Annotated in this window: 13 protein-coding genes; 10 read left to right on the top strand and 3 right to left on the bottom strand. The window is 51.0% G+C overall.

All coding sequences use genetic code 11. The features are described 5' to 3' along the window. The first annotated feature begins 25 nt into the window (after positions 1-25). The 4 genes from purM (at position 26) to C7B82_RS22355 (ending at position 3592) form a co-directional block, all read left to right on the top strand. On the top strand, positions 26-1051 hold the full coding sequence (gene purM, locus C7B82_RS22370) for a phosphoribosylformylglycinamidine cyclo-ligase (RefSeq protein ID WP_106258733.1): 1026 nt from the start codon (positions 26-28) through the stop codon (positions 1049-1051). A gap of 4 nt (positions 1052-1055) precedes the next feature. Continuing rightward, entirely contained in the window at positions 1056-1901 is an 846-nt protein-coding gene (rsmA, locus tag C7B82_RS22365) for a 16S rRNA (adenine(1518)-N(6)/adenine(1519)-N(6))-dimethyltransferase RsmA (protein WP_106258732.1), read from the top strand. A 157-nt stretch (positions 1902-2058) separates the two neighbouring features. Next, positions 2059-3024, top strand: a complete 966-nt coding sequence (gene ispE, locus C7B82_RS22360) for a 4-(cytidine 5'-diphospho)-2-C-methyl-D-erythritol kinase (RefSeq protein ID WP_106258730.1) — start codon at positions 2059-2061, stop codon at positions 3022-3024. 223 nt (positions 3025-3247) lie between these two features. Next, the gene (locus tag C7B82_RS22355) at positions 3248-3592 is read left to right on the top strand and encodes a DUF3082 domain-containing protein (RefSeq protein WP_106258729.1); all 345 of its coding nucleotides are present in this window, start codon (positions 3248-3250) and stop codon (positions 3590-3592) included. Positions 3593-3833: 241 nt separating this feature from the next. Here the strand turns inward: C7B82_RS22355 and murQ are convergent, their stop codons facing one another. Together murQ and C7B82_RS22345 are read right to left on the bottom strand one after the other, a co-directional pair. Next, positions 3834-4748 carry an N-acetylmuramic acid 6-phosphate etherase gene (murQ, locus tag C7B82_RS22350; protein WP_106258727.1) on the bottom strand — a complete coding sequence of 305 codons (915 nt, stop codon included), beginning with the start codon at positions 4746-4748 and terminating at the stop codon, positions 3834-3836. A gap of 213 nt (positions 4749-4961) precedes the next feature. Continuing rightward, complete coding sequence (locus tag C7B82_RS22345; protein WP_106258726.1) at positions 4962-5378, bottom strand: DUF3110 domain-containing protein; 417 nt, start codon at positions 5376-5378, stop codon at positions 4962-4964. A gap of 345 nt (positions 5379-5723) precedes the next feature. Between C7B82_RS22345 and atpD the strand changes: the two genes are divergently transcribed. From atpD to dxr, 3 genes are all read left to right on the top strand, one after another. After that, the gene (gene atpD / locus C7B82_RS22340) at positions 5724-7181 is read left to right on the top strand and encodes a F0F1 ATP synthase subunit beta (protein WP_106258724.1); all 1458 of its coding nucleotides are present in this window, start codon (positions 5724-5726) and stop codon (positions 7179-7181) included. A 107-nt stretch (positions 7182-7288) separates the two neighbouring features. Next, complete coding sequence (gene atpC, locus C7B82_RS22335) at positions 7289-7699, top strand: ATP synthase F1 subunit epsilon (protein ID WP_106258723.1); 411 nt, start codon at positions 7289-7291, stop codon at positions 7697-7699. 155 nt (positions 7700-7854) lie between these two features. Continuing rightward, a complete protein-coding gene (gene dxr / locus C7B82_RS22330; RefSeq protein ID WP_106258721.1) occupies positions 7855-9042 on the top strand; it encodes a 1-deoxy-D-xylulose-5-phosphate reductoisomerase in 1188 nt (395 codons plus the stop codon). 24 nt (positions 9043-9066) lie between these two features. On the opposite strand, the gene C7B82_RS22325 is transcribed toward dxr, so the two are convergent. Next, positions 9067-9558 (bottom strand): acyl-CoA thioesterase, encoded by a 492-nt coding sequence (locus C7B82_RS22325; RefSeq protein WP_106258720.1) that lies wholly within the window; start codon positions 9556-9558, stop codon positions 9067-9069. Between the two features lie 501 nt (positions 9559-10059). Here C7B82_RS22325 and C7B82_RS22320 point away from each other — a divergent pair. The 3 genes from C7B82_RS22320 (at position 10060) to pstS (ending at position 13187) form a co-directional block, all read left to right on the top strand. After that, positions 10060-10908 (top strand): universal stress protein, encoded by an 849-nt coding sequence (locus C7B82_RS22320; protein ID WP_106258718.1) that lies wholly within the window; start codon positions 10060-10062, stop codon positions 10906-10908. 304 nt (positions 10909-11212) lie between these two features. Further along, positions 11213-11821 (top strand): SRPBCC family protein, encoded by a 609-nt coding sequence (locus tag C7B82_RS22315; RefSeq protein WP_106258752.1) that lies wholly within the window; start codon positions 11213-11215, stop codon positions 11819-11821. 250 nt (positions 11822-12071) lie between these two features. Continuing rightward, complete coding sequence (gene pstS, locus C7B82_RS22310; RefSeq protein ID WP_106258716.1) at positions 12072-13187, top strand: phosphate ABC transporter substrate-binding protein PstS; 1116 nt, start codon at positions 12072-12074, stop codon at positions 13185-13187. The last annotated feature ends 197 nt before the right edge of the window (positions 13188-13384 follow it).

Below are 13384 nucleotides of genomic sequence, written 5' to 3'. Positions count from 1 at the left end.
CGACGATCGCCCACAGGCAAATGACATGGATTATCGAGAGGCGGGTGTAGACGTTGAAGCGGGGCGAGCGTTTGTACAGCGCATCCGCAGCATGGTGAATAGCACAACGCGACCAGAGGTTTTGGGCAACTTTGGTGGTTTTAGTGGGCTGTTTCAGCTTCCTTCTGGTTACCGAGAGCCTGTACTGGTTTCCGGCACCGATGGGGTGGGCACAAAGCTCAAGCTAGCCCATAGTCTCGATCGCCACGAAACCGTTGGCATTGATCTCGTCGCCATGTGCGTGAACGATGTCCTCACTTGTGGTGCTGAACCGCTCTTTTTTCTGGATTATCTGGCAACCGGAAAACTACACTCAGAGCAATTAGCGCAAGTCGTGTCAGGTATTACAGACGGGTGCCGTCAGGCGGGGTGTGCGCTACTGGGTGGTGAAACGGCAGAAATGCCAGGGTTCTATCAGCCTGGAGAATATGATTTGGCGGGCTTCTGCGTCGGCATTGTGGAGAAAGATCAGATCTTGAATGGATCGCACGTCCAGATCGGTGATGTCGCGATCGGTCTCGCCAGTCAGGGTGTCCACAGCAATGGCTTTAGTCTAGTGCGTAAGATCGTGAGCGATCGCGGTTTTGACTGGAGCGATCGTCCCGACGTGCTTGGCGGTAAAAGCCTGGGTGATACCCTGCTCACACCAACACAGATTTATGTGAAGCCCATTCTAGGAGCGCTGAAAAAGGGTCTACTCATTCACGGGATGGCGCACATTACAGGTGGCGGCTTACCCGAAAATCTGCCGCGCTGCTTAGCTAAAGGACAAGCTGTGAAACTCGATCCAAACGCTTGGACAGTGCCGCCTATTTTTCACTGGTTAGCCACCGAAGGGAATGTCACGCCGTCCGCTATGTTCAATACCTTCAACATGGGCATTGGGTTTACCGTGTTAGTGCCACCAGAACAGGCAACTGCTACGATCGACTACTTTGCCTCACAAAGCCTGGTCGCATGGGCGATCGGCGAAGTCATTCCTGGTAGTGGCGTTGTGGGAGTACCGGAGTAGCCCTGTGCCACAACCTCGCAAAAAGTTTGCCCAACACTGGCTCCGCAGCGAAAAAGCCCTGAGCAGTATTGTTAATGCTGCAGAACTATCGAACACCGATCGCGTCCTCGAAATAGGTCCCGGTACAGGCATCCTCACCCGACAATTGTTGGCGCTAGCTCAAGCCGTTGTTGCTGTGGAAATCGATCGCGATTTATGTGAGCTATTAGTGAAAAAGTTCGGTAAAGTCGATCATTTTTTGCTGCTGCAAGACGACTTTCTCATTACCGATCTCGATCGCCTACTGATACCATCCCCTGCGTTTCAAACCCCCAACAAAGTCGTTGCCAATATTCCGTACAACATCACGGGACCGATTATTGAAAAACTGCTGGGCACGATCGCCGCTCCAAACCCACACCCTTTTGACGCGATCGTCCTCCTGGTACAAAAAGAAGTCGCCCTGCGCCTTTGCAGTAAGCCCGGTTCAACCCATTTTGGTGCACTGTCCGTGCGCGTGCAATATCTCGCAGAATGCCAATTTATTTGCGATGTCCCTGCCAAAGCCTTCCAGCCCCCACCCAAAGTCGATTCTGCTGTCATTCGTCTGCGTCCTCGCCCCGTGATCACCCCTGCCCAGAACCCCCGCCATCTGGAAACGATCGTCAAGGCAGGCTTTGCCAGCAAACGCAAAATGCTACGCAATAATCTGAAAAGTCTAGTGGAGGGCGATCGGCTTACTCAACTGCTAGAACAGCTCAACGTCAATCCTCAAGTTCGCGCCGAAGACCTGAGTGTGGAACAGTGGATTGCGCTTAGCAACGAACTTCAGGAGAGAGGAGAGAGGTGGGAGGTGGGAGGTGAGAGGTGAGAGGTGGGAGGTGAGAGGTGAGAGGGGTCAGAATCAACTCAAAACTTTTAGCCTTTAGCCTTTAGCCTTTAGCCTTTCACCCCTCACTCCTCTCTTCCAACTCAAAACTCAAAACTCAAAACTTTCCTCACCCCTCACTCCTCACCTCTTCCTCCCCATGCGTTCCTACTCCCTCATTGCTCCTGCCAAGATCAATCTCTATTTAGAAATTCTGGGTGACCACTTGAGTGGCGAAATCCCGCAACCGGATGGGTTTCACGAAATGGTGATGGTGCTGCAAAGTGTGAGCCTGACAGATCAAATTGACCTCCGTGCTAGTGGTACCGACGCCATCCGTGTTCACTGTACGCATCCTCAAGTGCCGAATGACGCGAGCAACTTGGCATACAAGGCAGCGGCGCTTATGGTGAAACGCTTTCCAGACTGTTTTGCTCGCTATGGCGGCGTGGAGATTACTATTCATAAACAGATTCCAGTGGGCGCCGGTTTAGCAGGTGGGTCGAGTAATGCGGCTGCCGTGTTGGTGGGGTTGGACTTGCTCTGGGAACTGGGCTTAACACGAGACGAATTACAGGAGTTAGGAGCGGTTTTAGGTTCGGATGTGCCGTTTTGCATTGCGGGAGGCACGGCTCTTGCCACTGGTCGGGGCGAACAGCTTGATGTCTTACCTGCACTGCCCAATCTTTATGTGGTGCTGGCGAAGTATCGCAGCCTATCGGTTTCGACTGCCTGGGCCTATACAACCTATCGGCAAACGTTTGGTGATTCGTATGTGCGCCGATCGGATGACCTGGAAGAACGCCGACAACATGTTCATGCAAGCCCTATGTTGACCGCGATCGCGCAACGAGACGGCACCAAAATCGGTCAACGGCTGCGCAATGATCTGGAAAAAGTGGTGTTGCCCGAACATCCTCAAGTCTTGCAGCTACGCGAAGCCTTTCAGCAGGCAAAACCGCTTGGCACGATGATGTCTGGTTCGGGTCCCACCGTTTTTGCCCTGGCAGAATCCCAGACACACGCAGAACAGATACAGGCACAGGTGAAAGGAGCGATCGCCAACTCTGACCTGGAATTTTGGATCGCAAAATTTAACCCGTCTGGTATTCAGATAGTAGAGTAAAGAGACTAAGGAATGAGAATTTAATAAAACCGACAATTTTGTAGGGGCTTAGCATTCGGGTAAAAGCGCTTGCCGTAGCCGAAGGCAACCCTGCCGAATGCTAAGCCCTTACCGTGAGGATGACCGATGTTATTTAATTCACGCTCCTAAGGGCATTTAGATTGCAGATTAAACGTCCCTCCTGTAATCGTTCACGTCACCAAGCTACTAACCCATTCGTTTTATGACTGAGCCAACACTGTCTGATCCAGTTGTGCAGGTTTCTAAAGAAGGCGCACCCTCACCCAGTCCGATCCGGTGTTTGGGTGGTTCGATCGTCGCTGGTGGCATCGCGATCGTCCTGTATAGACTGACTAGCGCGATCGCGATCGCCTTTGCAGCCAAACCACTTCACACTGATAATTTCACCACTCAGCGCATTTCGGCTGCTGTGCGGACGTTAGTCGTGGGCTTGAGTTCATTGGGCACTGGCATTTTTGCACTGGCAGCGTTTGGTCTCTTTGCGTTGGGCATCCAACTGTTGCTGAAACGCCCAAAAGAACAAGCAACACCACCCGCAGATTCCTAAATTCGTGGTGCTAGATTCTTCTATCAGCAGTGAGATTTCGAACGTATCCGTCTGCGTCATCCCAGAAGACTCAACCACCGTTCTTTTGGTTCAGGATGAGTAAATAGACACCCGTAATAATTTTATAAAAGCAGCTTTTTCTAACGTTTACCGACGCTTTTACTAATTTTTCTGGGTCTAACTTTAAAGAATGAGTAGGATTTTTATCTCACCTCACGTTAGCCACAAACAAGCGGCACTACTAAGCCTTTAGCGCTGTAACAGCCTTTCTCAAGTTTCCTTGATGTTCTGCCAAGAGCCGATCGCCTGCTTCTTTCCCTAGTCCTGTCCAGTGCATCAAGAGTGCCAACTTGACTTTGCGTTCACTCTGCTCCAGCAAATATCCGGCATCCTCTCGGCTTAAGTCAGTCAGGTCTTGCAAAATGCGGAGGGCGCGATCGTGCAGCTTCTTGTTGGTAACGGCTACATCGACCATGCGATTGCCATACACCTTGCCCAACTGCACCATCACACCTGTAGAGAGGATATTGAGTGCAAGCTTGGTGGCTGTACCTGCTTTGAGACGTGTTGATCCTGCCAGTACTTCGGGGCCGACCAGCAAGCGAATATCTACATCAACCTGAGCGCTGACCTGATCGGCAGGTACGCAGGCAATGAAAACCGTTGTGGCTCCACGTTGACGGGCTGCCTGCAATGCACCGTGGACGTAAGGTGTCGTGCCGCCTGCGGTGATGCCCACAACGACATCCAGTACAGTGACATGCCGATGGGCGATCGCTGCTGCCCCATCATCGGCCCGATCCTCCAGTCCTTCTGAGCTGCGAACTAACGCTCCAGCGCCCCCGGCAATAATCCCCTGCACTTGCTCCGGGTCAGAGCAAAACGTAGGTGGGCATTCTGCTGCATCCAACACACCCAAGCGCCCGCTCGTGCCTGCTCCCACGTAAAACAGCCGCCCGCCTTGTTGCAGTGCTTTGGCGGCACGATCGACCGCGGTCGCTAAGGGTTGTCGTGCCTGAGCGATCGCCGCGATCGTCTGAGCATCTTCCTGATTAAACAGATCAACCAACTCTAGTGTTGTTAACTGATCGAGATTGTGGCTGTTTGGATTGGCTTGCTCCGTCAGTAGATGTCCCCGTTCGTCTAAATTCGGCATAGGGATAAACAATAAACAATCAAGCAGGGCTTACGAAAAAGCTTTTAAATTTGCCCTCTGGTTCCCAATTTAGGGGAGCCGAGCTTCTTAAAGCCCCCAAAATATAGCCCTTCCCGAGCATTCAAGAAAGGGGGTTTGGGGGCAAATGCGTAAATCTTATGTAACGATAAAAGACATCCGAATTGAGACTTTAGCGTTTAGCTTTTATCCTTTCTACAACAACCCTTCCAGTTTGCGGCGCATGCGTTCCAATTCTGTCTCTGCCTCTGCGTCTGTCTCTGCCTCTGCGTCTGACTGTCCCTCTGTCTGAGAGACGACTTGCCAGTCTGTTTCTTCCAGATTGGTTTCGGGAGGGGCTAGCAGCAGACGCTCGTCATCGGTCTGAGGCACAAAACCAGCGGGCACAAACCGACTCTCGTAACCAGCACCTTCACAAAACTTCTCGATCTCAGCCTGCTCCATCGCTTCGACGGTTGGCACCAGGAAATCTTGTGCTTCCAGTAAGAGGGCATAGCGGGTCGCGTCGTCTTCCTGTTCGAAGATCAGCACCAGGTTACGATCGCCAATCCGGATGGAGTGAAGGCCTTCGTTTTCTGTGCCCGCGTTAAAGAGTAAAACAAACACCTGCATGGCTGGAGATTTCTACTTGAGATTATTCTTCGATCTTAAGGTTAGTCGCTAGTGGTCAACAATGAAGGGTAATGTCAGGACTTAGGTATGCGAGGCCTGAAAACACTTGGCAGCTCCTACTCAACCCTGAAAAAGCGACACTTTTGCACGGCTCCCCTCGGTATCGATCAACTTCACATTCACCTTAATTATCCGTAACCATTCAGTGATAAGCTAAGCAGTGGCAATTTAATAGTGGCAATTTAAGTTCAAGACTGCATTCCGGTATGAAATCGTTCCCGGTGTGCGATCGCTGAATCATGATACCTAAGTTACTGAGGCTAAATCACAGAGTAAGGCGCGAGCATGGTCACCACCACAGAAAAAACACACATTGGCTACATTACGCAGATCATTGGTCCCGTTCTGGACGTTAAATTTCCTAGTGGCAAGTTGCCAGCTATTTACAATGCTTTGACCATCCGAGCCACCAACGCAGCAGGGCAAGAGGTCGCTGTTACCGGTGAAGTGCAACAATTGCTTGGTGACGGTCAGGTGCGCGCAGTAGCAATGAGCACCACAGATGGGCTCGTTCGTGGCATGGAAGTGGTTGATACGGGTGCTCCAATCAGCGTTCCCGTCGGCGCAGCAACCCTGGGTCGAATTTTTAACGTTCTGGGTGAGCCAGTAGACAACAAAGGCCCCGTGGATTCCAGCGAAACGTCGCCGATTCACCGCTCGGCACCCAAACTGACTGATTTGGAAACGACGCCTTCCGTCTTCGAGACAGGCATCAAGGTGATTGACCTGCTCACCCCCTACCGTCGAGGCGGCAAGATTGGTTTGTTTGGCGGTGCTGGTGTGGGCAAAACCGTCATCATGATGGAATTGATCAACAACATCGCGACTAACCACGGTGGCGTGTCTGTGTTTGGTGGCGTGGGCGAACGCACCCGTGAAGGGAATGACCTTTACAACGAAATGATGGAGTCGGGCGTCATCAACAAAGACAATCTGAGCGAGTCGAAGATTGCTCTGGTGTATGGTCAGATGAACGAACCGCCCGGAGCCAGAATGCGCGTCGGTCTGTCTGCTTTGACGATGGCTGAGTACTTCCGAGATGTGAACAAGCAGGATGTACTGCTGTTTATCGACAATATTTTCCGGTTTGTACAAGCCGGTTCTGAAGTGTCTGCGCTGCTGGGACGGATGCCGTCTGCGGTAGGCTACCAGCCAACCTTGGGTACGGATGTGGGTGACCTGCAAGAGCGGATTACGTCCACGACCGAAGGTTCGATTACCTCTGTACAGGCCGTTTATGTTCCTGCGGATGACTTGACTGACCCCGCACCTGCAACGACCTTTGCTCACCTGGATGGTACAACGGTGCTGTCTCGTGGTCTGGCATCGAAAGGCATTTACCCTGCGGTTGACCCGCTGGATTCGACCTCGACGATGTTGCAGCCCGCGATCGTCGGCAACGACCATTACGACACTGCACGCGCAGTGCAGTCTACCCTACAGCGTTACAAGGAACTGCAAGATATCATTGCCATCCTGGGTCTGGATGAATTGTCTGAGGACGATCGCCTGGTTGTAGCACGGGCTCGCAGAATTGAGCGCTTCCTGTCGCAGCCCTTCTTTGTGGCTGAAGTCTTTACGGGGTCTCCTGGCAAATACGTCACCCTCGAGAAGACCATTAGTGGCTTCAAGAAGATCCTTGCGGGTGAACTGGATGAGCTGCCTGAGCAGGCATTCTACCTGGTGGGCGACATTGATGAAGCGATCGCTAAAGGCGAGAAGCTGAAGGCAGACAACAAGTAAGAAGTCGTTAGTTGTTGGTTGTTAGTTGTTGGCAACGGTCTAACAACTAAACAACTAACAACCAAACACTCTTTCGATTCATTGCTCTGGCTTTAGGAGACTTTCTTATGACATTAACTGTTCGTGTAGTGGCACCAGACAAGACAGTTTGGGATGCCGAAGCAGAAGAAGTGATTCTTCCCAGTACGACGGGACAACTCGGAATTTTGACCGGACATGCACCTTTGTTGACGGCATTGGACACGGGTGTGATGCGCGTTCGCTCGGATAAAACGTGGATTCCGATCGCGCTGCTGGGCGGATTTGCCGAAGTTGAAAATAATGAAGTCACGGTTCTGGTGAATGCAGCCGAACGGGGCGACACGATTGACAAGGCAAAGGCGCAAGCTGCGTTTACTGAAGCTGAAGCCAAATACAATCAGTCTCTGCAAGGCGACGATCGCTCTGTTCGCATCAAGGCAACCCAAGCCTTTAAGCGTGCACGTGCCCGTCTCCAAGCTGCAGGTGGTAACGCTTAAAGCTGTGATTGGTTAGAAAACAGCGTTGTTTTTGAATCATTAGGAAGCGATCGCTCGAGCGATCGCTTTTGTCGTTGTAGTGACTTAAGAATTTCTTCCAAGTTGGACACGCAGCAAGCGTAAGATAGTGAAGGCGTGACTGGACTTCGGCGATCGTGAAAGCAATTTCCCTTCTTGGCTCAACTGGCTCCATTGGCACTCAAACGCTCGATATTGTTGCCCAGCATCCAGACCAATTTCGCATTGTGGGGCTGGCTGCAGGACGAAATGTGGCACTCCTGGCACAGCAAATTCGTCAGTTTCGTCCCGAGATCGTGGCAATCTGCGAAACCGAAGGTCTGTCTGATCTGAAAGCGGCGATTGCCGATCTCGATCCACAACCCATTCTCCTTGCAGGCGAGGCTGGAGTGATTGAGGTTGCCCGTTGGAGTACAGCCGATATTGTCGTGACGGGCATTGTTGGTTGTGCTGGACTGTTACCGACGATCGCTGCGATCGAAGCAGGCAAAGACATTGCGTTGGCAAATAAGGAAACGTTGATTGCAGGTGCGCCGGTCGTGCTGCCTCTCATTCAGAAGCATGGCGTAAAACTGCTGCCTGCTGATTCTGAACACTCCGCCATCTTTCAGTGTTTGCAAGGAGTGCCGAAAGGTGGGCTGCGCCGGATTCTGCTCACAGCCTCTGGTGGCTCGTTTCGTGATTTGCCTGTCGAGAAGCTGGCGCATGTCACCGTTGCCGATGCCTTAAAGCATCCCAATTGGACAATGGGACGGAAGATTACGATCGACTCCGCTACCTTGATGAACAAGGGGTTAGAAGTCATTGAAGCGCACTATTTATTTGGGGCGGCTTATGACCAGATCGCGATCGTCATCCACCCCCAGAGCATTATTCATTCGCTCATTGAGTTGCAGGACACCTCTGTGCTGGCGCAATTAGGCTGGGCAGATATGCGCTTACCGTTACTTTATGCACTGTCCTATCCAGAACGCATTGCGACGAACTGGGAACCACTGGACTTGGTGAAGGTCGGTACGTTGACATTTCGCGAACCCGATCACCAAAAATATCCCTGTATGCAGCTCGCTTATGCAGCCGGTCGGGCTGGAGGCTGCATGCCCGCGGTTTTGAATGCGGCCAACGAGCAGGCAGTCGCACTGTTTCTAGATGAGAAAATTACCTTTCTCGATATTCCTCGCTTGATTGAACAGGTGTGCGATCGCTATCAAAGCCACAATCGACCTGACCCCAGCCTGGATGACATTCTCGCGGCCGATCGCTGGGCACGCGAAGAAATTCTCACTACCAGTCAAGCACCAACGCCGCTGCTGTCGGTTGGGTAACAAGGCGTCTTTAGCAGCTGGTTGTTAAGGTGTTGCTAGCTTGACCAAAGCCTCTTTCACAGCAGGTGGTAGCTGGCGCATGATCTTGCCTTTTTCGCGATCGACAGCGACTAGCGCTACACGCGCTGTTACAAACAGCTCCTGTCCATCTGTGGATTGGATTTGATAATCCCAATTGACGCGCACTCCCTCCATGTCTGCCATACGGGTTCGCACAACGGCTGACACACCCATTTGGATTGGCTGATGATAGCGAATAGACAGTTCTACTACCGGCAAGTCGCACCCCAATGCCACAAGATCAGCGAATTCGATGCCGATCGAGCGTAAACATTCAACCCTGGCTTCCTCCATCCAGGTAAGGTAGGAACCATGCCAGACGATGCCTGCATAGTCAGTGTGGTGTGGTTGCGCTCTGACCAAATACTCAAACCAGTTTCCAGGCGAAACCTGCAGTGGATTTTGGATGGCTCCAGTGGACGGTAATTGACGTTGATCGGGGTGGTCGTTCGTCATAGAATCAGATGGTCTCGCGATCGCTTTTGTATTATTTTATATCAATCGATCGGCCACTTGTTTACGTTAGTTAATCTAACAAGCTTTTTCATTTTTAAAAGTTAGCAATCAGCTCCTTGTAGCACTCTCAATCAACCTTCAATCGGATAGGAGTGAGCCTCATAGGGCTTAGCTGCAAGGGTTAAAAGAGGCTAGCGTTTAGTAGAATATTACAAAGTGTATCCTTAGAATTATCGCTAGAACTCTGAGAACTGAGTCTGATCTACTTGATATCTCTTCATGTTTTTGAACGCAACAATGAGTAACGACAATCATCAGTTTGTCGAACATTAAAGGTAAAATTTTAACTGTAAAGAGTCGATCAAGCATCACTTTGATTGCTTAACCTTCAGCCTGTTAGTGATGCGCCGATCGCGATCGCAATATTGCACTCCGCCGGTTACTTAACTCTGATGGCTAGAAACTCTGAGCTGTTTTTAATGGAAATCGTGAGGCACCTCCATGATTGAAAAGATTCTTCTGGCTGATTCTGGAACCGGACAGTCTGAGGAAATGTTCAAAGCTCTGGCAAGTATTCCTTCCATGCAAAGAGCATCCGTAACGATTCTGCATGTCGTACCGCCTCAGGTGACTGCTGCTGAAATGGATGAGCAGCGTGAGAAAGGGGGCCAAATCTTAGCAAATGCGATTCAAGCTCTTGATCTTGATTCCACACGTGTCTCTGGGCTACTCCGAGAAGGTGATCCCAAGGATGTTGTTTGTAAAGTCGCTGACGAAATTGACGCAGATTTGATCATCATGGGCTCTAGAGGCTTGCAGCGTCTAGTCTCCATCCTGGAGAATTCTGTGAGCCAATACGTCTTTCAACTTTCATCCCATCCAATGTTGTTGGTGAGAGACGACATCTATATTAAGAAGATCAACCGCGTTATGGTCGCGCTAGACAAGTCTGAAGCTGCGAGCCAAAGCCTTAAGCTGGCTCTGTTCCTACTGCGTGACCTCAAAGGTGCAGAACTCATCCTCACGCACATTGTTCAAGACCTGAGCGGTAAATCTTACTGTGAAAGTGGTGAGGTGTCTGAACATGACCCGGTTTTCGCAACCGCTGTAGCAGAAGCGAAACGACTGGGTATTGCCTACCGTTGCCTGTCTTGTGTTGGCAAACCTGCTGAAGAACTGTGTCGCTTGGCCGATGAGCTAAACGTCGGCTTGCTGTTGCTTGGTTCGCCCGATCGCCGTCCGACCGTCGCTAAAGGCTTGCCTGATCTCGATCGACTGCTGGGCACATCGCTCTCTGACTATGTGCGGGTGCACGCGAATTGTCCTGTTTTGTTAGCACGCACTAGCTAGCGGCCCCAAACGACGGTATAACCTGTATCGCACAGCAAACGCTGGGTGTTAAAGTCAGACAAGTGATTTTCAACATTCAGCGTTTGTTTTAGGACTTCTGCCGTTCTACGTAGTAGAACGATTCTCCAGTGCCCTGTAAGAACTTAGCCGAATCTTTACGCCCTTCCGCGACCTTTCTTTGCAGTTGTGGAGTTATGCTTTCGGTAACACGGAACGCCTGACGCCTTTGCCGCTGTCTGAGAGGGTTTAGAGCAAATCGCTTCCGTACAAGTTCTGACTAATTAGGAGTTGCTGGACTAGAATGATGACCTCTACTGCACCAACACTCACCCGCACACCGACCCTGACAACAAACGTCACTAATCTTCTTGCTAAACAGTGGCACGGACCGCATTCCCAACCACTCTTGAACGGTGAAGTTTTGTTGAAGACCCAACCGCATTCTGCGTGGGGTGGTGCAGTAACGGCGCAGATGTATCTGCCTCTAGAACGGGCGATCGCGTGGCGACAGTTGACAGACTACCCACGGTGGGTTCACTTTTTTCCTGCCTTAACCCGAAGCGAAATACTCCACCCAAATGATGGTCGGCTGTGCAACCGAGAAGTCCCGGATGGCTGCAAGCGTCTGTACCAAGTAGCGAGTAAAGCTTTTTTGTTTCTGACGGCGCAAGTGGACATCTATTTAAAGGTCATCGAGACCGCACAGCAGCAGATTCAATTTCGGCTAGAGTCCGGGAGCTTTCACGATTTTGCGGCTGACCTGACGTTGCAAGATTATGGTGCCGGTACACTGCTGACGTATTCTGTGCAGGCAACGCCTACTATTCCAGTCCCTTCAATGTTGATTCAACAGGCGATTCAGATGGATCTGCCAGCTAATTTGCGTACTATGCGCCAAGTACTTTGCCGCTAGTGCTGGGTTTGCTCAGGCAACTATACGGCATTATGCTGCTGTTATGTGGTTACGGAACACGCTTAGTCAGTTTCTCGAATGGCGTAAGCCCGGCAACGGTTGGCTGGATGTGCGCCTGTAGCTGTTCCACGAAAGACATGCTTTGTTGAGCACTTAGAATTGCTCAGAATAAAATGTAATTTTAATTACTTAACCTTTTCTTTACTCATGCGCGGTAGCGTTAGTGCAGATGTGTTAAGTTGCAGGATTTATGATTTTCTCTCTAAAAGCAGCCCGTTGGGCGTTCTCGGCTTCAGCGATCGCCTTGGTGACCGGTCTGGCAGCCTGCGCGCCTCAAACGACGACAAACACCCCTCCCAGTGAAAACACTAGCGCTAGCCCCGCAGCTTCTTCCGCTGCTGGCGGCACTGTTTCGATCAGTGGTGCTGGTGCAACGGCTCCTAACCCGCTGTATCAGCGCTGGTTTCAGGAATACAACAAAATTAATCCAAACGTTCAAATTAGCTATGACTCCGTTGGTAGCGGTGCTGGTGTAAAGCGCTATCTCGATCAAACGGTTGATTTTGGCGCGACTGACTCTGCGTTGAAGGCCGATGAAAAAGCTAAATTGGCGGCAGATCGCGGCAAGCCTGTGCAGGTGCCAACAACCGGCTTATTCGTTGTGTTTGCTTACAACTTGGATGGTGTGACTGATCTGAAACTGTCTCGTTCGACTTTCTGTGGCATCGTCGACGGTTCGATCAAGACATGGAATGATCCTAAGCTTGCTAAAGACAATGCTGGTGCTAAACTACCCGCCACTCCGGTTACGTTTGTCCACCGCTCTGATGGCAGCGGTACGACCTCGATCTTTACCCACCACATTGAAAAGGCTTGCCCAAACTGGAAGGCGGGTGCTGGTAAAACGGTTGAATGGCCTGTAGGAACAGGTGCAAAGGGTAACGAAGGCGTAACAGCTCAAATTCAGCAGACGAAGGGTGCGATCGGCTACACCGAATATTCCTACGCCAAAGAAAATAAGCTAGCAATGGCATCGGTGCAAAACAAATCGGGTGCATTCATTACACCAGCGCCAGAAGCTGCTGCAAAAGCGCTAGAAGGAGCGAAAATTCCTGATGATTTTGCGCTAAAAGTGCCTGATCCTGAGCAGAAGGATGCTTACCCGATCGTTAGCTTGACCTGGGTGTTGCTGTATGAAAACCCCAAAGATCCGGCGAAAGCGAAAGCATTCAACGAGTTCTTGAAGTGGTCGTTGAAAGATGGCAAGCAGTACGCTACTGAGCTTGGCTACATTCCTCTGCCTGAAGATCTTTCCACCAAGGTAACGACGGCTGTTGACACGATCAAAGTCAGCGCTACTAAGTAGTGTTAACCCGCTAGCTGGAATGATCAGCAGCTAATGAGTTAAACCATTCTGGCCACCCTTTCGGATGGGTGATTGATGGTTTCAATGATGCTGATGTCTGACGTTCAGGAATCCTCCTAGTGGTCTGTCAATTAATTGTTGACGGGTCACAAGGGGGTAAAGTTGAGAAGGATTCCCTTGCCTTCAATTGAATGACG

Origin of the sequence: Stenomitos frigidus ULC18 (genome assembly GCF_003003795.1) — a bacterium.
Lineage (GTDB): Bacteria > Cyanobacteriota > Cyanobacteriia > Leptolyngbyales > Leptolyngbyaceae > Stenomitos > Stenomitos frigidus_A.
This window is presented reverse-complemented; position numbering and strand designations above follow the sequence as displayed.